15 protein-coding genes, 2 tRNA genes and 1 pseudogene are annotated in these 20943 nt (G+C 49.0%); 14 read left to right on the top strand and 4 right to left on the bottom strand.

The window, feature by feature from the left end; all coding sequences use genetic code 11:
• The first annotated feature begins 581 nt into the window (after positions 1-581).
• From surE to R0I52_RS00460, 6 genes and pseudogenes are all read left to right on the top strand, one after another.
• Positions 582-1478: a 5'/3'-nucleotidase SurE gene (gene surE / locus R0I52_RS00485; protein WP_317052695.1), complete on the top strand. Its 897-nt coding sequence runs from the start codon at positions 582-584 to the stop codon at positions 1476-1478.
• Between the two features lie 163 nt (positions 1479-1641).
• Complete coding sequence (locus R0I52_RS00480; protein WP_317052694.1) at positions 1642-2442, top strand: LysM peptidoglycan-binding domain-containing M23 family metallopeptidase; 801 nt, start codon at positions 1642-1644, stop codon at positions 2440-2442.
• A 219-nt stretch (positions 2443-2661) separates the two neighbouring features.
• Positions 2662-3966, top strand: coding sequence for a lytic murein transglycosylase (locus R0I52_RS00475; protein ID WP_289056598.1), 1305 nt, complete (start codon positions 2662-2664; stop codon positions 3964-3966).
• A 268-nt stretch (positions 3967-4234) separates the two neighbouring features.
• Positions 4235-4489 (top strand): annotated as a pseudogene (locus R0I52_RS00470) (molybdopterin molybdenumtransferase MoeA); the annotation flags it as partial.
• Between the two features lie 43 nt (positions 4490-4532).
• Positions 4533-4781 carry a substrate-binding domain-containing protein gene (locus R0I52_RS00465; RefSeq protein ID WP_317052693.1) on the top strand — a complete coding sequence of 83 codons (249 nt, stop codon included), beginning with the start codon at positions 4533-4535 and terminating at the stop codon, positions 4779-4781.
• Positions 4782-4993: 212 nt separating this feature from the next.
• Positions 4994-5257: a hypothetical protein gene (locus R0I52_RS00460; protein ID WP_256713739.1), complete on the top strand. Its 264-nt coding sequence runs from the start codon at positions 4994-4996 to the stop codon at positions 5255-5257.
• A 128-nt stretch (positions 5258-5385) separates the two neighbouring features.
• Here R0I52_RS00460 and R0I52_RS00455 read toward each other — a convergent pair whose 3' ends face one another.
• The 3 genes from R0I52_RS00455 to R0I52_RS00445 form a co-directional block, all read right to left on the bottom strand.
• Positions 5386-6375 carry a D-cysteine desulfhydrase family protein gene (locus tag R0I52_RS00455; RefSeq protein WP_317052692.1) on the bottom strand — a complete coding sequence of 330 codons (990 nt, stop codon included), beginning with the start codon at positions 6373-6375 and terminating at the stop codon, positions 5386-5388.
• A 366-nt stretch (positions 6376-6741) separates the two neighbouring features.
• A tRNA-Asp gene (locus R0I52_RS00450) sits at positions 6742-6818 on the bottom strand.
• 49 nt (positions 6819-6867) lie between these two features.
• Positions 6868-6943: transfer RNA gene (locus R0I52_RS00445), tRNA-Val, on the bottom strand.
• Positions 6944-7154: 211 nt separating this feature from the next.
• On the opposite strand from R0I52_RS00445, the gene R0I52_RS00440 reads away from it, so the two are divergent.
• The 7 genes from R0I52_RS00440 (at position 7155) to R0I52_RS00410 (ending at position 18026) form a co-directional block, all read left to right on the top strand.
• Entirely contained in the window at positions 7155-8810 is a 1656-nt protein-coding gene (locus R0I52_RS00440; protein ID WP_317052691.1) for a cardiolipin synthase, read from the top strand.
• Between the two features lie 129 nt (positions 8811-8939).
• Entirely contained in the window at positions 8940-10508 is a 1569-nt protein-coding gene (locus R0I52_RS00435; RefSeq protein ID WP_317052690.1) for a sel1 repeat family protein, read from the top strand.
• Between the two features lie 383 nt (positions 10509-10891).
• Complete coding sequence (locus tag R0I52_RS00430; RefSeq protein ID WP_317052689.1) at positions 10892-12481, top strand: 3-deoxy-D-manno-octulosonic acid transferase; 1590 nt, start codon at positions 10892-10894, stop codon at positions 12479-12481.
• Positions 12478-13197, top strand: a complete 720-nt coding sequence (locus R0I52_RS00425; protein WP_317052688.1) for a 16S rRNA (uracil(1498)-N(3))-methyltransferase — start codon at positions 12478-12480, stop codon at positions 13195-13197. Before R0I52_RS00430 ends, R0I52_RS00425 begins: the two co-directional genes overlap by 4 nt.
• 325 nt (positions 13198-13522) lie before the next feature.
• Positions 13523-14644, top strand: coding sequence for an extracellular solute-binding protein (locus tag R0I52_RS00420; protein WP_207970202.1), 1122 nt, complete (start codon positions 13523-13525; stop codon positions 14642-14644).
• 88 nt (positions 14645-14732) lie between these two features.
• Positions 14733-16412: an iron ABC transporter permease gene (locus R0I52_RS00415; protein WP_317052687.1), complete on the top strand. Its 1680-nt coding sequence runs from the start codon at positions 14733-14735 to the stop codon at positions 16410-16412.
• Positions 16413-16598: 186 nt separating this feature from the next.
• Positions 16599-18026, top strand: a complete 1428-nt coding sequence (locus tag R0I52_RS00410) for an ABC transporter ATP-binding protein (RefSeq protein WP_410524016.1) — start codon at positions 16599-16601, stop codon at positions 18024-18026.
• 17 nt (positions 18027-18043) lie between these two features.
• On the opposite strand, the gene R0I52_RS00405 is transcribed toward R0I52_RS00410, so the two are convergent.
• Complete coding sequence (locus R0I52_RS00405; protein WP_317052686.1) at positions 18044-18970, bottom strand: methyltransferase domain-containing protein; 927 nt, start codon at positions 18968-18970, stop codon at positions 18044-18046.
• Positions 18971-19237: 267 nt separating this feature from the next.
• Between R0I52_RS00405 and R0I52_RS00400 the strand changes: the two genes are divergently transcribed.
• Positions 19238-20899, top strand: coding sequence for an alpha/beta fold hydrolase (locus R0I52_RS00400; protein ID WP_317052685.1), 1662 nt, complete (start codon positions 19238-19240; stop codon positions 20897-20899).
• Positions 20900-20943 lie beyond the last annotated feature (44 nt).

Below are 20943 nucleotides of genomic sequence, written 5' to 3'. Positions count from 1 at the left end.
AATATTGATTTATGTGTAGATATATTGTGAGCCAAAGCCATCTTGCAGCAACATATCAGCAGCATCGTCAGCTAAGTTACGTCCGCCTAAAAGTATAAGTTTGTATTGTAGTGCGTTGTTGCCTATTGTAACCTAATGGCAAGTTTTTGCTTATCATTTAATCTGTACTGTCGGTATGACGCTCTGCCATAAATAGCTCAGGATAATTCTGCTAAAGCTGTAAATCCTTGAATACTGTAGGCTGTGAGCCTTCATATTTGTATCTATTGCATCTATGGTTTGGTCTGCTATGTGTGCGTCAGTGTATGATTGGGGTATAATCGCCATTTATTTTTGCCCTTCTGCTTTTTTGCGCTTTTACTTACGATACCAGCAGGGCGCGCTGATGATCTTTACCATGGGTAGTGAGTTAGCACAATTTATAAGTATAAGGAAGAAGGTATCATTGGGCGATAAATTTTACCAATCAACCGTTTTCATAATGGCCTATCATCTAAGCAATGCTGCGCCGAGTATAGCAATATTATGACAAAAAGGCTGAAAAGCAGACAAACGGTCAAAGACAAAAACAACGAGCAAATATGAGATTTTTACTTAGCAATGATGATGGCGTACACGCGCCAGGACTATGGGCATTGGCTCAGGCACTATCGACCATCGGTGAGGTCGTCGTCGTCGCCCCAAGCGAAGAGCAAAGTGGCTGCGCAAGCTCGCTTAGTGTCTCAAAGCCGCTGTATGCTCATCAGTTGCCGTCAGGTTTTGTCGCTGTCAATGGCTCTCCTGCCGACTGTATTTATCTGGCATTGCACGAGCTGTACCGTGATACGGACTTTGATTGTATCGTCACCGGCATCAATTCAGGCGCCAATTTGGGACAAGATGTCTTGTTTTCTGGTACCTTTGGCGCGGCATTGACCGCTCAGATTTTTGGTATACCCGCGATTGCCACTTCTTTGGTAGGTGGCGGTGTCAAAGGAAAAAAAGCAGGCAAACGACGAGGGCAAGAGGATGCCAGTCACTATAAAGTGGCTGCTGAAGAGATTGCCAAGCTCATTCGTGAGACCGCTATTTTGTCGATGTGTAAAAGTTTGCCCTATCACGTATTAAACGTTAATATTCCTGATGTGCACAGTAGTGCTGAGATAAAAGGCCGAAAAATCACCACGCTTGGCCATGCTCAGATTGCGCGCCCTGTCCATCACATGGTAGATCCGCGCGGGCGAGATGCGTATTGGCTGTCGTTACGCAAACGCAAAAACGCCCACGCCGCATCAGTGCGAAATGATGAGGAGGGTGACGAAACGACCCGATTACTAGATCGTCAGGCGCTTAACCCCTTATACCAGCAAACCTATGAGGTGGCAGGTGTGATGACCGACGATAAAGCCGTGGCCGAAAACTATATCAGCCTATCACCTGTGCGATTACACCATGCGCCAAAAGCTGCGTTAGAGACGTTGTCGAGTTTGGCCTTATAAAGATAATTGAGGCGATAAAGGCAAGAGTAATAGCACAAATCATAGACAGCTGAGGTCTGTGGCCATAGGATAGATGACCCAAAAAGCATAATACGTATGAGTGGCACACAAACCACTCAATGAGACAAAAACTGATGAGTGAGAGAAAGAATAGGAACCTTGTATGAAAAAGCTTAACACAGGATCGCACCTTGCAACGTCGGTGTTGATTGGTAGCATGGCCGCCGCTGCGCTAACGATGGTAGGCTGTGCCACCAAACCTACTTATCAGACAGCAAACCAAGCTGCGCCCAAGATCATCACCAACGCACAAGGGGTTCCTAACTACCATCTGGTCCAGCGCGGTGATACCGTCAGCCAAATCGCCGCCCGCTATCGCCTAAACTATCGTCAAATTGGCGCGATCAATGGCTTAGATAGCAAATACACCATCTATAGTGGCCAATGGCTAAAGCTCTGGCAAGGACAGCCAAATGCTGCCAATAACAATCGCTATAACGCGCCTGCTCAGACACGGCCACAGCCTACTTACAACCCGCCTGTCACCAGCACACCTAATAACACCAGCCCTGTCTATGAAGTCACGGCAAACGCCACGTCAGGCTATGAGTACCCGAGCCGCAACCAGGTGACACGTAACTTTGATGCGGCGGCTGGCACGATGGGCATGTGGTTTGCTGGCAATATCGGCGACCCTGTACTGGCGAGCCAATCAGGGACAGTGCTATATGCAGGTAACGGTCTGCCTGAATATGGCAATCTGATCATGATTCGTCATAGTGACAACTATATCACCGCCTACGCTCACAATAGTCAGCTTTTGGTTAAAGAAGGGGACACGGTGCAGCGAGGCCAACGTATTGCCAATATGGGGAGTAGTGGCCAAACCAATCAAGTGGGTCTGGAGTTTCAAGTACGCTTAAATGGCAACCCTATTGATCCACGGGCAGTATTGGGACGCTAGTCTTTGTCAGTGCCATGATTGATTGTGCAGCACGGCCTAGCATTGCTGCTCTACCGCTGCTGGTTTTTATTTGCTAAGTTATCCCAAGCCCTAAAAAGATGATAAGCGACTGATGAGCGATATGTTGATGAGTGGTATATAGTTACTCTATGCTTATTACTCTGATTTTTGGCAACGGTATGGCTTACCGATAGTACTTATTCACACCTGAGACTTCTTATGATTTTAAAAAAACACTATATTGCTCTTTTCCCAGCGCTAGTCATGGTGGGCTGTACCAGCCAGCAAGCGATGCAAAAACCTAGCAAACCTGTGCGTCAGGCTAACGTGCAGATTACTCAAACTCAGACCATTCAGGTCAAGCCGACCCCCAAGCCTGCTGTCAAACCCCAGCCAGTCGCAAAACCAAGCTATGGCAGTTTTTCTGACTGGAAGTCGGATTTTTCTATGCGCGCCATGGCGTCAGGTCATGATGCACAGACCATCCGCCGCCTGCTAGATTTGGCGTATCTCAATCAGCAAGTCATCTCTTTAGACTCAGGGCAGCCTGAGTTTTCTAAAATGCCGTGGGAGTATGTGGATTCGGCGGTATCAGACGGCAGAGTCAGCACAGGTAAGCGTAAGTTTGCAGAGCAGCGGGCGTTTTTGTCCCAGTTACAGTCGCAGTATGGCGTCAATGCCGAAATCATCGCGGCAATATGGGGGATGGAGTCTTCGTATGGCGCGGTGACGGGCAACAGTAGCATTCCAAGCTCGCTTGCCAGCCTTGCCTATGACGGTCGTCGCCAAGAGTTTGCCGAAACTCAGTTGTTGTCGCTTGCTTCGTTATTGCAGCGCGGTGATGTGTCATGGTCACAGCTTGATGGCTCTTGGGCGGGCGGCATGGGGCAAACCCAATTCATCCCTGATACTTGGCTAAAACAAGGGGTGGATGGCGATGGTGATGGTCACCGTAACCCTTGGGCAACGGGAGATGCGTTGGCGTCTACTGCCAATTATCTGAGTAACTCAGGCTGGGTACGCGGCTTAGCGCCTTTTTATGAAGTGAGGATTCCTGCATCTTTTGATTATGCCGTTGTTGGCAGCAAACAGTCGGCGGCCAGATGGGCGGCGCTTGGTATCGATACTATCGATGATGTGTCTTTGGATGCCAATACCCAGATGGAGTTGTGGCTACCGGCTGGTAAAGATGGTCCTGCACTGCTGCTCAGTCCCAATTTTGATGTGATCAAAGTCTATAATAATTCATCAAGCTATGCCCTAGGGGTCAGCTTGTTGGGCAAAGCGCTGGCAGGGCAAGGCGGTCTATATAAATCATGGCCGCGTTATGAGCGCCCATTATCGACTGTGCAAGTACGCAATCTCCAACAGCGCCTGACCAGCATGGGTTACGATACCAAAGGTGCTGACGGTATCGTAGGCACCAATACGCGTAGGGCGTTTCAGCGTTGGCAAGCAGATAATGGCCAGACGCCAGATGGCTTTATTACTCAGCGCAGTGCTGCAAGCCTAGCCTCATGGTGAGCTAGGCTGTTAAACTGGCTGTGTCATCTGGTTGGCTGTTAATGTTAGGCTGTCAAAGAAGGCATTTTGCTCACTTGCTTGTTAGTTCTACAGCAAGACTTCAATAACCACAAAAAAAGCACCTTATTAGGTGCTTTTTTTGCGCTAATCTGGGATTGCTATATCAGCTATGGTCAATCTGATACGCAAGAAAAATAGCTGCTCATTGAGCGATTTAATAGCCGTCAAAAAAAAGAGTACCCTTTTATGATTACCATGGAAGCCTTGCAATCAGATACTGACGCAAGATATCGCCTTGCCTTTTGATATACCCAGACAAAACCTATCGGCGATGGATGGTTATGCTATCGCGCAAGGCAGCGAACTATCGGCAGATAGCACCATCGAGATCATCGGTGAGTCACAAGCGGGCAGCGCTTATACAGATCCGCTTGTAGCAGGGCAGGGCGAAGAGATAGAGGTAGATGAAGCGGTATTGATAGTCGGTAAGCGCATAAATCCTACTGATATTAGCCTACTTGCAGGCGCAAAAGATATATGATGCTTTAGAGCAGCAAAAGCGAATCATGCAAGCAGAAAACATCGGGCAGACCTTTCAATATGCGTATACAGGCAATATCGACTATGGCTTTGTCGTGCAATCACAAATTAGCGCTATCAATGCGAAACCTGAGCAGTTTATTACCTTGGCGCCTGAGCTTTATCTGGCTATTTTGCAAGACGGTATTATCATTAGTGATCAACCTGCTACCATAGGTTTTACGCACTATTTGCGTTCAGCCGAGGGGCAGCGATACTTCTCACAAGCACTGTGATTGGGTTTTACTTACTGCTTTTGCTAAGTCCTAGCGCTGGTATCGGTCACTATCTTCATGAGCACAATATTAGCCCGCTTATTTTCACCTTTGAGGGCTTAGTTATCGGCTCTACTATTTATTCCCTCCCATTTTATGCGCAGTTTTTGCGTATTCCAAAGAGCGTGATGGAGATAGCACAATTACTCGAGCCAAGCCGCCTAAGGTGTCTGATGATGGTTGCGCCCCCACAAGCCAAGGTTGGTATTATTTTGGGTAGTCTAATCAGCTTTGCTCATACCATTGGTGAGTTTGGCGTGGTGCTTATGATAGGCGGCAGTATCTCTGGTGAGACCAAAGTGGTGTCTATCGCCATATATGAGCAAGTCGAAGCGCTCAATTATGACGCCGCGCATATGATGTTAGGCGTTTTGATTATGATGGGTATGATCATGGTGGCGCTTATTGCGAGTGTGAATAAACTCAATCAGCGCTGATGGCTTTTGGCATCAGACGATGACGTGATATAAGATTTAGCGCGGCTCATTGACGTACTTTTGGCCGTTTATATGGGCATGATAGATGGTCGTGGATTGAGCCGCTCTGTTTTTTTAGACGCTTACTTTTATACCCTCAAGTCACTGGCATAAGCAAATAAGGCAGGGGCGCCGCCAGTATGCCAAAACAATACCCGATCGGTGTGTTTGATTTTGCCTATACGAATCATATCGATAAGCCCGCCCATCGCACGGCCTGTATAGACAGGATCCAATAATATTCCCTCGGTTTGTGCTGTCAAAGCGATGGCTTCGTTTTCTAATGCGCCAACCACGCCATAGCCGTCGCCGACATAATCAGCGTTTAGGCATAAATCGGCTGCTGTAAACTGATGGTCTGCGCCGATAAGCTTCGCTGTACGGTTGGCAAGGGCAAGCGTGTATTCATCAAAGGGGATTTGGTCGGTTTCGCCCTTGTCGATATTGATACCCATAATCTGCGAGGGTGAACCAGACAGCCTATTGCCCAGCATCAGTCCTGCTTGGGTGCCGCCAGAGCTAGAGGCAAAAACAATATGAGTAAAGGTCTCATGGATTTCACTACGCTGCGCCTCAAGCTCCTTAAATGCTTCTACAAAGGCAAGCGCGCCCAGCTCACTTGAGCCGCCATATGGCACCACATGGACGTTTTTGCCAGCGTTGGTCAACTGCTCTACGAGCTGAGGGATGTCCTCACCTTTGCGATGGGCACCCGCCCAGTGAATATGACAACCAAAAATCTGATCGAGTAGGAGATTGCCGTTAGCCGCTGCAGGTGCCTGTCCGCCTAATACCAAATGACACTCAAGCCCTAAGCTTGCAGCAGCGGCGGCCGTCTGCCGGCAGTGATTGGACTGTGCAGCCCCTGCAGTAATGATGGTGTCGGCTCCTTTGGCAAGGGCGTCACCAATGATAAACTCTAGCTTTCGAGTTTTATTACCACCTAATGCCAGCCCCGTCTGATCATCGCGCTTCATAAAAATCGTGGGGCCACCGAGCGCATGACTCAGTCGAGTCAGCTCAATCAATGGCGTTGGGAAAAAGCCGAGCGGCTCTCTAGGTATGTGGTGATATTCCATGTGTTTGTTCACTTTTTTATTCATCGAGAGTAAAAGAGGTGGTGTCAGATCAAAGCTGGGGCAGTGACTGTCGCTATACAGAGGTTTAACTCTATTAATAGCATATAAGCCACGATGATAAAAGCAGCTGGTTTTAGTGTTTTAGCTCGTGACTTGGTGTTAGTTACAGTGTTAGTAGGTAAGACTTGGCGTTTTATGGTTTTGATTGTTATATGTTAATCGCGATAAGCTGACTGGTTTTTATGGTTAGGCTTGAAGTTGTCGAGAGGTTGTTGACGCGGGTTTATAGACACAAAAAAACCCCAAACAATCTAATGTTTGAGGCGAAACTTGCTTAAACTTAACCGTTTAAATTCGTTTTAAATATGGCGCAGCGGACGGGACTCGAACCCGCGACCCCCGGCGTGACAGGCCGGTATTCTAACCAACTGAACTACCGCTGCTTAGGTCGTCTTAGCATCTTGCCTTTATAAAAGGCCACTTGCTAATAAGTGGTGGGTGATGACGGATTCGAACCGCCGACATTCTGCGTGTAAGGCAGACGCTCTACCAACTGAGCTAATCACCCGCTCTGTGGGTGTGTATTATATAGATTTAGATATGGCTGTCAAACGATATTTTGATTATTTTAGCAAATAATCGAAAATATATTTTTAAGCCATTGATTTATTGTCATAAAATCTAGAAAAATAACGGTGTTTCCTGTAAATCATTTATGATAGTTATCTGTTGTTTGAAGATTAAAAGCTACTATACTACTGAATGTTTTATAAGGGTCATTGATTTTATCTGAATGGTTGGAGGCGAGCATAGATACTTTTGCTATTGAACAGTACTTTACGACTTGGTCTTGGGGTGATTTTGCCGGACTGGGTCTGGTATTGCATATTGTGCTGATGATAGTGATGACGCTGCGTATCGTATCTGTGCAGCGCAATATCGGCGTGTCTATCGCTTGGGTTGCGGTTCTTTATACATTGCCGGTGTTTGGTTTTATCGCCTATATTTTGTTGGGTGAGCCGATGATTGGTCGCCGTTATCGTGAGCGGGTAGATCAAGCCAGTCTATTGATGAATGACATGGCACGGCGTGAGCATTTGGTGTTTGATCAAGGTCAAGAGCTGCTACCGCCCAACTATCGCGGTGTTAGTCAGATAGGAACGCGCTGGACAGGGTTTGGCGTGTTTCCAAATCACAATATGCAGCTGTTGACAGAGCCGAGCGCAATCTTTAACAGTCTCATCGATGATATCAATGCCGCTCAGCGGACTGTTTTGATGGAGTTTTATATTGTCTATCCAAAAGGGCAGGTACTAGAGCTGATAGAGGCGCTGGCGGCGGCGGCGCGGCGCGGGGTAGAGTGTCATCTGTTGGCTGATAGTGTGGGCAGTTTTAGCTTTTTTAATAGTAGCGCGCATCGTACGCTTGAGCGGGCGGGGGTATTTGTCCATCAGTCGCTTCCTGTGGGCTTATTTAAGACGCTCTTTAAGCGCTCTGATTTGCGCAATCATCGCAAGATTGTGGTGGTTGATGAGTATATTGGCTATATCGGTAGCTTTAATCTGGTGGACCCAAGGTTTTTTAAACAAAACAAAAATGTCGGTCAATGGATTGATGTGGCGATTCGGGCGACCAGCCAGCAGGCGATTAGCATTGCGACGGCGATGACAAAGGTGGTGGTGACCGATATCGGCGCCGAAAACAACGAAAACCTAGATGCGCTCAATCAGCGAGTCAATAACTATACGCGCAAGCTCTATGTGATGGATCCGACCATCAACGACTTAAACAGTCGCGTAAAAGTATTGGGCGATCACGTTGATTATCACGAGCAGCCAGATATTGGCTCGACGTCGATTGTGATACCCAAAAAACCGATCGTAAAAGACGTGTTGGCACAGCTCATACCCTCAGCACCGCAAGTCACAGCGCATGTGATTTATAACACTTTGGTGACGGTCATTCATCGTGCCAATAAACGCATTCGCATTACCACGCCGTACTTTGTGCCTGATGAGGCGCTATCAGGAGCGCTGACCATCGCCGCAAAGCGCGGGGTCGAGGTGACGCTGATTGTACCGGAAAAGGTCGATTCGTTTTTGGTGCAGCATGCCTCACAAGCGTATTATCAAGAGCTGTTAGAGGCGGGGGTCAATATCGCTTTGTTTACAGGCGGGCTGTTGCATACCAAAACGGTGGTCATCGATGATGACTATTGTCTCTTTGGGACGGTAAATATTGATATGCGCAGCTTTTATTTAAACATGGAGGTCAGCTTGGCGATTTATACGCCAGAGATGGTCGCACAGGTGGCAGACTGTCAAGAGGTGTATTTACAAAGCTGTCGCTATGTGAGTCTTGAGGCGTGGCAGCAGCGGCATGGTGCGGAGCGACTGTTTGATAACGTGGTGCGTCTGTTTAGTCCGTTATTGTAGCCTGTGGTATTTTAGGATAAGGTAAGCGGGCGCTCGCTGCCGCTTTGTAAGTGAGCTGGTTGATAAATGCGCTGTGTTACCGATTTTTGACTAAATTTTTGAATATTTAAATAAAGGACACGCTGGTTTATGGCTGCATCGCCCGTAACGCCCCTTGATTATATGGCAGCTGGCTATTGGCAGGATTTTTTGGCCAATCGTCCTATCGCAGGCGGTATGGCTTATGAAAGTCAGCTGCACGCTTGTATGCTGGATGAGTCGCTGGCAAGCTTGCAGCGCGTCGATACCTTGCTGTCTCAGATACGCCGCGATCTGATCAAAACAGAGCGCTGGTCTGAAGAGATGCTGCTGGTTGATGAGCACTATCGCAATTTGATGGTGTTTTTGGCGTTTTATGCAGGTCGCGTGCTGGCGCAGCACTGGCAACAGACGCCGCACTGGTACGGGCAGTTTGAATTAGGCAAGCGTTATTCTGAGCTTGCGCTCATTCGTGAGGATTTTTATCAGCATATGGCGGTCGTCTATCGTGAAGATAATAAGGCGACTGAGGGGACTGAGGCAGATAAGCCGCCGTTGTTTTTTGCGTTAGAGCCTATCGGGCTGCGGCTGTTTGGCCATATCGATCGCCCCTTTGTTGCTGTGCAAGGCGATCAGGTGGCAAGCGGACTGTATCAAGCGGTGAGCGCCAGATTGCCAGCGGCACATACGCCCAGCACTCATGGTACTGAAGCACCCGATACCGCGCCATCTCTTACCAAAGACAGCATCACTACAAATAAGGACACTGACAGTCGCAATAGCGTTGCTGGCATCGATAGTATAGACCGCCAAGTCGGTATCGATGATGACACAAAAGCAGGCGCGCGCGTTAGTACCGCGCCCACGGCAGATAACCAAATTGCCTCCAGTGACGTATCGCGCAATAAAGCACAAACGCCAATCAGTAACTTATCCCATGACGCATCACTGATAACTGAATCTGCCTCGCCGCGCACTCTGCAACCAACACCTCAGCCTTCAACACCTCAATCATCCCAAGCACCCCAATCATTCCCAGAACCATTGGAACCACTGGCACCAAGCGCCAAACTATCGCCTACGCCCGAGCTGTTTACTCAGCTAATGACTGAGCTAAAGGAAATTGAGGTCATGCAGAGCGCTGGCGAGTCAGACTATCAGCAAGCCAGTCGCATTCTAGAGCAGTTCGAGCAGTATATCGCCAAGCAAAACACACCGCGCGCGCAGGTGAAATTTGCCCCAAAGCATTTGGCTGTAAAAAAACAAGCATTACTCAAATTACAAACCGCAGCAGAGGCGGGTAATACTGCTGCCATGCTACGTTTGGCAATGTATGAGCTACTCGGCGAAGGTGTCACAGCCGAGATAGAGGCGGCGCTGGCAGCGGGCGCTGAATGGGTCAAACAAGCGGCAAGCAAAAACGATAGCCGTGGCCAGCGTCTGCTAAGTAAGATGTACTACCAAGGGCTGGGGGTGGCGCAAGATATCGACAATGGTAAATATTGGCTCGAGCAAGCGGCAAAAAACGGTCATACAGAAGCGGCAAGTGTGCTCGAGCAGTGGCAGCAAGCGCAAGCGCTGATCACTACCCAAAAACAAGAGCAACATAGTAGTAAGCGCTATCAGTTGCTGCTCGCTGCTGTCGTTATGGTGGCGATACTGATATTTATCATTGTTTAACATATAGTCGTTTCAATCTAAAAAGAACACAGTACTGCTGGGATGAATTTTTTGAAGCCTCTGGAGTGCAAAGCGCACAGCAAGCGAGAAAAATTTATACCAGCAGAACGCAATTCTTAATGTATACCTTTTATTTTGAACTGCTTATACTTATGGCGGGCAGTGATTAAAGGCGTGTTGTTTAGTGTCAAATTGAGGTAGAATTGGCGCGTTTTTTATTGCCATTTTGTCATCATTGATTCAATCTAAAAAACTCATAGCAGCCAAGTACAGACATATACGAGTGTATCGGTATGTGTAATACTTCAAGCGCGTTTAATACTGTCATTCTTTTATACTGGATTGACCATATAATCTGATTCATTACCAATCTGGGCGACGCTATGTCATCTTCTTCTACGCCATCTGAGCACGTTTCGCAGAGATCTGATTCAGTATCAGGGCTTAATCATGCGGTGTATCAGCCGCCGTTTTATTATCAATGCGCCATCAATGTCCTAAAGCCCTTGTATCGACTGCAAGTATGGCGACGCTCGCACCAGCGCGACAACTATCAGCAAGAAGTGGCGCAGCGCTTTGGTAAGCATTATCCCTCACGTCCTATAGCTGTGAGCGATAATGTGACGCATCACGGCGTCATCTGGTGTCATGCGGTTTCATTGGGTGAGACCAATACGGTCGCGCCACTACTGGAGGCGTTATTGGCAGCGGGTTATCAGATATGGTTGACCAATACCACTCAGACGGGTTTTGCCCGTGGTGCCAGCCGTTTTGCTGATGAGATTGCCCAAGGCCAGATGAGCCATAGTTATGTGCCGGTCGATAGCCCTGTCGTGATTGAGACGTTTTTGGCCCATGTACAGCCTATAGCGGCATTGTTTGTCGAGACAGAGCTGTGGGCAAATATCTTATCTAAATTGGCCGAACAGCGTATTCCCAGTATTTTGGTCAATGGCCGGCTCTCAGCGTCTTCTTTTGCCAGTTATCAAAAAATTGCTGCTGTCAGTCGTAGTATGATGAAAAACCTTACCTTAATCATCGCGCAAGACAATGAATCTGCTAAGCGCTTTCGGCAGCTCGGTGCCAGCAGTGCCCAAATCCGTGTGGCAGGCTCGCTAAAATGGGTTATCAATGCGCCAAAGCAGGACAGCAGCGCCAGTGAGCCGCGCGTAGATGAGCAAAGCAATACGCTGCACGATAGCATCAGCGATCAGATGAGTCTGGCCGAGCGATTTGGAGTCGCCGGTCGTCCGATTTGGGTGGCGGCCAGCACTCACAGCGGCGAAGAAGAAATCGCCCTGTCATTACAGCAGCAATTGTTGTCACAGGCGGCACTGACTGATACGCTGCTTGTACTCGTGCCCAGACATCCTGAGCGCTTTGATGAGGTGGCCGAGCTCGTCAAAAAGTCAACATTGACGATGGCGCGGCGTAGTAGTGATGAGGCGATTGATGCAGCCACGCAAGTGTATGTGGCAGATAGTATGGGTGAGCTGATGATATGGTATCAGCTTGCTGATGTGGCATTGGTCGGTGGCTCGCTCGTCGATATCGGCGGACACAATCCCGTGGAGCCGGCAAGTGTGGCCACGCCTGTCATCATGGGGCGCTATACGCAGTCGTGCCAAAGCGTGGTCGACAAGCTCGCTGAGGTTGGGGCGCTGTATCAGCCGGACAATGCTTTTTATCGTCCTGTGACGACCTCTCACGCGCATACTGCTCCTGACACGGCGGCACCAGCCAGTCTCACAGACGAGACATGGGCGTCAGCCGCCCATACTGCTGGCGACATCCGTGCGGAAACCGCGCTGATTTACCAGCAGTTAGCCGCTTGGCTTTGTGATCTGGCACTGGCCAAACGGGCAGGGCTTGCAGGCGAGCGGCTGACCAGACAACAACAATCCGTACTGACCCGTCAAGTGACCATGATAGAAGAAGTGATTGCCCAGCAGTCGCACCAAGAGCCTTTATGAACTGTATCTTATTGCCCAGCGACAACTTTTCGGCAGACACCGCTTATATTGATAATGCGGCGCAAATCACGCACGTCACTCAAGTACTGGCAGCCACCGCCGAAGATAGGCTAAAAATAGGCCAGCTCGGTGGCCAGCTCGGTACGGGACAGATAGCAAGCATGCACTCTGATAGAATCGAGCTATGCGATGTACAGCTGAGCTGCGCACCGCCCAAAAAGCTTGATTTGACGGTGGTGTTAGCACTGCCACGGCCAAAGGTCTTACGTCGCCTAATCATGGATATGACGGCGCTAGGTGTGCGACATATCGTCCTGATTAATAGCTACCGCACCCAAAAAAGCTACTGGCAAAGCCCGATGCTCGATCGTTTGGATGAGTTTGTCTTAGAGGGGCTACAACAAGGCGTCGATACCATCGTGCCGCGTATCACGTTGGCCAAGCGTTTTAAGCCGTTTGTCGAAGATGAGCTGGCGGGCTTGATCACTTGCCGTGCCATCGTGGCGCACCCGTACAGCGCGCAATCATTTGCCCAATACGTCCAGCCGTCATCATTGGCACTACCGAGTTTGGTTTGTATCGGTAGCGAGGGCGGCTGGATAGATTACGAGATTGACTTACTTGCCAAGCAAGGCTGTACAGCGGTCACCATTGGCCCACGTATCTTACGTACTGAGGCGGCGGTCAATGTCATCTTGGGTCAGTGGTTGCTCTAACTGCTATGTTTGTGTTGGGAAGACACGGCCTAGAAATACGGCAAAAATGAGTCGAGATGGAGGCTAAATCTCGCTCAAACAAATGTATTGATAATTAATCTCATTTCTATTAGTATGTTGTTTTCATATATTAGGGGTTATCAATCGCCAGTAATAGAACTTGCTAGTAGCTGGCATGACTATTCTGACATATCTAACATGATTATTAACGTCTTGTGTCAGCGATCCGCACTGCAGCAAGTGTTGTTATTGATAATATAACCATTTTATATCGTCGCCATCTTATCTATCTCACCTTTTTTATAGCACTATTATGGGGAAAACCATGTCATTGAACACCATCAGCGCTACGCGTTCTGCTTCTAAGCTTACTTTACCTGTTGTCGTCTGTGGCATGATGCTCGGACTAGCGGGTTGTAGTAATTCCTCAACGACAGAAGAGAGCGCCGAGACTACGGCCAGCGAGAGCACTGCGCCGCAAGCAACCACCGATGGTGCCACGAGTGCAGATGGCCAAACCATTACTATTTATTCTTCTCGTAATGAGCAGCTGATCAAGCCGCTACTTGATCGTTATACTGAAGAGACAGGCGTAAAAATTGAGCTGGTAACGGACAAGACAGGCCCGCTAATGGCGCGCTTGCAAGCAGAAGGTCAGAACACGCCAGCTGACATGCTATTGACCGTCGATGCGGGCAACTTATGGCAAGCCGCTCAGCAAGGCCTGCTCCAGCCTGTGGCTTCGACGGTACTTGAAAACAATGTCCCTGCCAAATATCGTGACCCAAAAGGCCAGTGGACAGGGCTGTCACTACGCGCTCGTACGATCTTTTATGATCCAAGCAAGGTCAGCGCCGATCAACTGTCAACTTATGCAGATTTGGCTGATCCAAAATGGAAAGGCAAGCTATGCTTACGTACCTCAAAGAAAGTCTATAACCAATCATTGGTTGCTAGCATGATTGAGCACTTGGGCGCAGAAAAAACCGAAGAAATTATCCGCGGCTGGGTAGATAACTTAGCCACAGATGTGTTCAGTGATGACACCAGCATGCTAGAGGCGATCGCGGCGGGTCAGTGTGAAGTCGGTATCGCCAACAGCTACTATTATGGCCGTATATTGGACGAAAAACCAAACTTCCCAGTAAAAATATTTTGGGCCAATCAAGGCACCACTGGTACGCATGTAAACGTCTCAGGTGCCGGTGTGGTCGCAGGCTCAGACAATCCAGATGGTACGCTAAAGCTGATCGAATGGTTGTCCTCTGATGAAGCCCAAGGAATCTATGCCAGCTCGGACAAAGAGTTTCCGGTCAAAGAAGGCGTGGATGAGTCTGAGATGCTAAGATCATGGGGTAGCTTCAAAAAAGACGATATCAATGTACAAAAATTTGGTGAGCTGCAAACCCAAGCCATTCAGATGATGGATAAAGCGGGTTATAAATAGATCCCGATGACTAATGCCAATCTCAAATTTCTTTGGGATTGGTATTGTTGTTTTGTGGACTCTATAAGTATGACACGGTAATAATGATATGATCACAACGCCAGATGCGTCTGTAAGTCAAAGCGATATCGTCGATGGTGATATGAGTGACGGGCATCCCGCAGTCAGTCAAGACCACACTTTGCGTAAGCGTATTCTTTCAAAATCAGTCTTAGGACTGATTTCGTTGTTTATGCTGGTGCCAATTTTGATCGTGCTGTTGTCTTGGACGCAGCCTGTCGCTGATATTTGGACACACATGCGTGAGTATGTGCTGCCACAAGTGCTCAAAAACACCGCTATTTTATTGATGATGGTCACCGTTATTTCTGGGACAATCGGTACTGCCTTGGCGTGGGTGACCAGTATGTACCGCTTTCCTGGCCAGCGGTTTTTTTCGTGGGCGTTGATGTTGCCGCTGGCGATACCTGCCTATGTTTTGGCATTTGTGACCGTCGGTATTGTGGATTTTAGTGGGCCGTTACAGACCGCCTTACGTGATTTGGGCATGAGTACGGCGATTCCGTCCGTGCGAAATGTCTGGGGCGCAGGGCTGGTGCTATCGCTGGCGTTTTATCCTTATGTATATCTGCTGGCGCGTCAAGCGTTTTTATCTCAAGGTCGGCGGGCGATTGAAGCTGGTCAAATGCTGGGGCTGAGCCGTCGACGGGTGTTTTTTCGTTTGGCCTTGCCGCAAGCCTTGCCGTGGATTATTGGTGGTTTACTGTTGGCCAGTATGGAGACCTTGGCGGACTTTGGCGCGGTGTCGGTGTTTAATGTCGATACCTTTACCACTGCGATCTACAAGGCGTGGTTTGGGTTTTTTAGCTTGACCACGGCCGCGCAGCTTGCCGCGTTATTGATCGGTGTGGTCTTTGTTGTGGTGTTGTTTGAGCAGTATTGGCAGGCCAAGCGCGGCACTGCTGTCACCCAAGGCAGTAGTCATCGTTTTGAGGCGAGTAAACTTGCAAAATGGGGTATGGCACTGCTGTGCACGCTAGTGTTTGCGCTGGCTTTTTTGATACCGTTTTTGCAGCTTATCTACTGGACGGCGGCCAATTTTCGTCAAGACTTTGATGCTCGTTATATCGATTTTGTCACCAATAGTCTGATGATTGCGAGTATGACCACGATGTTTATTGCCTTTTTGGCGATTATCATCGCGTGGATCAAGCGTCAGTACCCTGACAAAACAACCAAGCTGATGACGACCTTGGCAAACCTAGGCTATGTGGTACCAGGTACGGTGCTGGCGGTGGGGATATTTATTCCCATTGCATGGCTTGACAATCAGATGATTGCCTTTGGTATCACCTCGCAGCAGATATTGTCAGGCAGCGTCATTGTGATGCTGCTGGCTCTATCGACGCGCTTTATGACGGTGAGCTTTCAGCCTGTCGATCGCCAGTTGCAACGCTTGACGGTCAATCAAGAAGCGGCGGCCAAACTGCTCAGTGACAGTGCTTATCAGCGCTGGCGGCAGGTCATGCTGCCGGTATTGAGCCCCGGGGTTTTGACAGCGTTGCTAATGGGTTTTGTTGAGGTGATGAAAGAGATGCCCATTACTTTGATGACGCGGCGGCAAGGCTGGGATACGCTGGCGGTGCGGGTATTTGAGATGACAAGCGAGGGCATGTGGGGGCGAGCGGCGCTGCCAAGTCTCTTAATCGTGCTGGTTGGGCTGCTACCAGTATGGATATTGCTGCGCCAAAGTGACAAACAAGGCTAACAGCAGTTTTGGACAGTAGGAGTTATGCACTTTATTAGCGGACGGTTTTAGCATGCGGCTTATGACTTGTATGGCCTGAGTCAGTTAAACCTGCTACAGTACGATTTTAGTCATTTTTAGCACCCATCTGTATGTGCGCGCAGCATGCCCAAGGTTTTATTTTTTTATCGCTAACTGGTACCTTTTATGTACACTGATTCAATCCATGATCCATCAGAATCTAAATCTATCCATACCAGCAGTCTAAAGACCAAGCCACTACTGGCCAAGTCTATACAAGCCAAGACGCGTCTTGAGCACCGAAAAAACGCCCCAGTTATCAAAGCCCATAATCTGGCACATGCGGCTGTCGAGCAAGATGCACCAAAACCCGATGAGGCACCGCAAAAGATAGACGCCCGCCAAGACCATAAAGTTAAAAACACAAATTCCCAAAAAGACCAAGTAGATAGCGCAGCGTCGCCGTATTTTAGTGTCCAAGATCTCATCGTAGGTTATGACGATACGATCGTCGTCGATGGACTGTCGTTGACGTTACAGCAGGGCGAGATTGGGTGTTTTTTGGGGTATAGTGGCTGCGGCAAAACCACGGCCTTACGTGCCATTGCAGGACTTGAGCAAAGCCGCGGTGGTAGTATTTATCTGAGCAATCAACGCCTGACTGATAAGCGCGCGCGCAAGTCGTTTGCCGTTGCGCCAGCCAAGCGCGGTATGGGTATGGTGTTTCAGGACTATGCGTTGTTTGGCCATCTAAGCGTGGCAAAAAATATCGCGTTTGGTCTGAACAAATGGTCTACCGCCGACAAAAAAGCCCGCGTGGCTGAGATGTTAAGTTTGGTTGACTTGACTGAGCACGCGGACAAACGCCCAAATGAGCTATCAGGCGGTCAGCAGCAGCGTGTGGCGCTTGCAAGAGCGCTGGCACCAAAACCTAAGCTGTTGCTGCTTGATGAGCCGTTTTCGAATCTAGACGTGGTACTGCGTGAGTCGCTGGCGATGAGTGTACGTGATATTCTCAAACGCACCAACACCACTGCGATACTGGTCACGCATGATCAAAACGAAGCGTTTGCTATTGCTGATAAAGTTGGGGTGATGCATCAAGGTAAGCTGGTACAGTGGGCGACGCCAAGTGAGCTATATCATGAGCCAGTCAGTCCGTTTGTCGCTGAGTTTGTCGGTGAAGGGGCGATGATAGATGGTATCATCAAAGAAGGGCACGTCGAGACAGCGCTGGGTGATATCTATCGCCGTATGGAAGTCTATGACGAAGCCGGCTATCCGCAGTACTGTGAGTATGACTATCCAAATGGCACTCCGATCAAGGTACTGGTGCGCCCTGATGACATCATTCATGATGATGACAGTACGCAGACAGCATTGGTGGTTGGCCGCGTGTTTCGCGGTGCAAATTATCTATACCGTTTGCAGCTGGATGATGGCCAGACGGTATTGTCTTTGGTCGCCAGCCACCACAATCATGAGATAGGCTCACATATCGGTATTTTGCCCATACTCGAGCATGTGGTTGTCTTCGATGAAAAGGACGTCAACGCCACCACATGGTCAGAGTACGATGGCGTAGAGCGGTTTGCAGATATTCGGCAAGACTGAGCAAGTGAGCCGGCAGATTAGACTTGCCGCGTTGCCAGTATATGCAAGTAGCGTCCCAGCCATTTGTAGGGCTCGTGCTGTGAATAGCGTAGCTCCATACGTATCACCGCCTCGGGGTCTGTGTGTCCGCCACGTTTGAGCGGGGCATAGTCATGAAACACGCGTAGACCACTGCTGCGTATGACATGATAACGATGCGCGGCGAGCCAAGTCTCGACCTCTTCTTTTGCGACTGGATGATTAGGCGTTAGGCTCTTGACGTTGTCTGCTTTATAGTCGCTATTGTCGAGTAAATTAAAATTCCCCATGATTAAATTACGATAATCAAAGCTCGCTGGGTTATAAAAACACAGTGACAGCGCGCCTTTGGGCATCAAATACTGATCAAAAAAGTCCATCACACCGGCAGGCTCTGCTAGCCATTCAAGCAGCGCATGACATAGTATCAAATCAAATTTTTCATTGTTCTTTATCTCTAACTTTTCTGTGCTTAGCTTTGCTGGTAGCTCCTGATAAGGGCAGATATGCCAGGTAATATCAAGAGGCGTGTCTATCTGCGCTGCATGAGCCTGTGCTTTGGCAAGCATGTTGGCGGAGATATCATTGATTACCACAGTGTGCCCTTGAGCGGCCAGATCGATGGCGATTTGCGCCAGACCTGCACCCACATCCAGTACACGTAGCGGCCGGCCAAGGTGCTGGCGCATCTGGGCGCTGTACTCAAAAATATCACGGCGTAGTACCGCCAGCCTAATCTCACCCTTTAATCCGCCGTAGACTTTTTTTTCAAAATGATCGGCGATGGCATCAAAGCTGCGATCTGTGCGCTCGCTGCGGCTTTGAGGAGCTGCTGCTGGCTTGGCGGTGGCACCAGTGGTGGTCTTGGTTTTTACTTTGGAAGATGCGTGCATGTCGCTGAGACTGAGGTCGTTGTCGTTTGCCATATTTGTCATATTGTTATCGGTAGAAGGTGATTGTTGGCGTTGAGTGTGCTTAAGCGCTTGGTATCATCGGTTGCGGGATGAAAGGCTGAGAGCAGGCTTGTCGATACTCAACGCGGGTATGACAGGTGCTTGTGATGCGCTATCGCGCCTGTTTTCTGGTAGCTTTTCGGTAGTATTTGCGGTATAAATGTATCATCATTTGCCAAGGACGCACGGCGCTTTTTTTTCATAATTTTTTACCGCTTTTGACTGCTAAGGATAGCCATTATGATCACTTCCCACTCACGGCGCGGCCGCGCAGCGACTCACAAACCGATAGCGATGCGCAGTGTCTTATCAGTTGCCATCGCCAGTAGTATATGGCTGGTCGGCTGCGGCGATGACAATGACTTTGACAATGATGTCGATATCGTCTCATCAGCCACTGCTGAATTTGTCAGCTCCTTTAGCGCCTCTCAAGTAGACAGCAGCTTTGGGCTGGGTAGTACCGCAACGCCCGCAGCCAAATGCGGCGTCACGATAGAAAAAGTCAGCTACGACACCAAAGGTGCCGCTAACGAAGATACCAATGCCACGGCTGCATTGATGCTGCCAACGGGCGATGCTCCTGAATGCCAAGGCGCGCGCCCGCTGCTATTATATGCCCATGGTACGACCACCGACAAGTCTTATGACTTTGCGCAAGTGGGTAATATCCAAAATCCTGCGGTAAGCGAAGCCAACTTAATCGCTGCTAATTTTGCCGCACAAGGCTATATCGTTGTCGCACCCAATTATGCAGGCTATGATGACTCCACGCTGGATTATCATCCTTACCTTGTGGCTCAGCAGCAGTCGACAGACATGGTCAACGCCCTAGACAGCGCGCGCGATATCATGGCACGGCAAAAGCGTGCCAATGCGGTCAATTACCGTGATATTGTGGATTCAGGCAAGCTATTTATCGCTGGCTACTCGCAAGGCGGCTATGTCACGATGGCAACGGCCAGATTGCTACAATCCCAAGAAAAACCAGTGACAGCCATCGCGCCATCTTCAGGGCCTTATGCGCTAGCAGCGTTTGGTGATGAGATATTTAGAGGTAACGTCAATATCGGTGCCTCAAGGTTTGCGCCATTACTTGGCAGTGGCCTACAAGAAAAATATGGCAATATTTATAATAAAAAATCAGACATATTTTTGGATAAATATGCCAATGCGCAACTGCCAAATGAATTACCATTTGGGGAGCTAGTGGAGATGGGCAAGTTGCCTAATAATGCGCTGTTTCAAAAAAATCCTAGTGACCCTAGGCTGGCAGGACTAGAGCAAGGCAAACTGTTTTCTATCTTGGGTGGTTATGATGAAAATGACTATCTGATTAAGACAGATTTTCGTGCCGCCTATGTCGCTGATACCGACAAACATCCTGATGGGCTGTGGGCAGAGAACGGCGATGGTCTGCCAGCGGCCATGCCTAAAAACACTTTACGTAAGGCATTAAAAGACAACGATTTGCGCGGCTATGTGCCGACCATGCCGACACTGCTTTGCGGCGGCAACCAAGACCCGACGGTTTATTTTGATACCAATACCGGCTCGATGGTCACGCTACTGCAAGCAGCGGCAAAAAAATCAGCCAAAAACCTCAACGTCACCGTGCTCGATGTCGATATCGACAATGCTGACGAGCGCCCAGATCAGCAGACCTTGAGCTTGATTGGCCAAGCTGCCATGAATACTTGGGATGCAGAGGCGATCAGAGTCCGCGTACAGACCCGCTTTAGTCAGAGCGTAGAAAAGGTAAAAGCTGACGCTGAGGCGCAAGGCAATATACCGCTCCTAGCATTTTATACCAACTATCATGGCGGTCTGGTCAGTCCAGCCTGTACTGAGGCCACGCGTGCGTTTTTTGATCAAAACTTTAAGCCGGTAGTCAATCCAACATAACATCGGCAGCCTTTAGGTCATGTACTACGGCTGCTATTTCGCGA

It is taken from the genome of Psychrobacter sp. CAM01, assembly GCF_032842965.1.
Classification (GTDB): domain Bacteria; phylum Pseudomonadota; class Gammaproteobacteria; order Pseudomonadales; family Moraxellaceae; genus Psychrobacter; species Psychrobacter celer.
This window is presented reverse-complemented; position numbering and strand designations above follow the sequence as displayed.

What these genes read in the sequence shown, in the direction of transcription:
- R0I52_RS00460 (WP_256713739.1), top strand. Translation starts at nt 4,994, where the DNA reads ATGATGGTTGCGCCCCCACAAGCCAAGGTTGGTATTATTTTGGGTAGT.
- R0I52_RS00425 (WP_317052688.1), top strand. Translation starts at nt 12,478, where the DNA reads ATGAACTGTATCTTATTGCCCAGCGACAACTTTTCGGCAGACACCGCT.
- R0I52_RS00435 (WP_317052690.1), top strand. Translation starts at nt 8,940, where the DNA reads ATGGCTGCATCGCCCGTAACGCCCCTTGATTATATGGCAGCTGGCTAT.
- R0I52_RS00455 (WP_317052692.1), bottom strand. Translation starts at nt 6,375, where the DNA reads ATGGAATATCACCACATACCTAGAGAGCCGCTCGGCTTTTTCCCAACG.
- R0I52_RS00430 (WP_317052689.1), top strand. Translation starts at nt 10,892, where the DNA reads ATGTCATCTTCTTCTACGCCATCTGAGCACGTTTCGCAGAGATCTGAT.
- R0I52_RS00475 (WP_289056598.1), top strand. Translation starts at nt 2,662, where the DNA reads ATGATTTTAAAAAAACACTATATTGCTCTTTTCCCAGCGCTAGTCATG.
- R0I52_RS00480 (WP_317052694.1), top strand. Translation starts at nt 1,642, where the DNA reads ATGAAAAAGCTTAACACAGGATCGCACCTTGCAACGTCGGTGTTGATT.
- R0I52_RS00400 (WP_317052685.1), top strand. Translation starts at nt 19,238, where the DNA reads ATGATCACTTCCCACTCACGGCGCGGCCGCGCAGCGACTCACAAACCG.
- R0I52_RS00420 (WP_207970202.1), top strand. Translation starts at nt 13,523, where the DNA reads ATGTCATTGAACACCATCAGCGCTACGCGTTCTGCTTCTAAGCTTACT.
- R0I52_RS00410 (WP_410524016.1), top strand. Translation starts at nt 16,599, where the DNA reads ATGTACACTGATTCAATCCATGATCCATCAGAATCTAAATCTATCCAT.
- R0I52_RS00405 (WP_317052686.1), bottom strand. Translation starts at nt 18,970, where the DNA reads ATGGCAAACGACAACGACCTCAGTCTCAGCGACATGCACGCATCTTCC.
- R0I52_RS00465 (WP_317052693.1), top strand. Translation starts at nt 4,533, where the DNA reads ATGCAAGCAGAAAACATCGGGCAGACCTTTCAATATGCGTATACAGGC.
- surE (WP_317052695.1), top strand. Translation starts at nt 582, where the DNA reads ATGAGATTTTTACTTAGCAATGATGATGGCGTACACGCGCCAGGACTA.
- R0I52_RS00415 (WP_317052687.1), top strand. Translation starts at nt 14,733, where the DNA reads ATGATCACAACGCCAGATGCGTCTGTAAGTCAAAGCGATATCGTCGAT.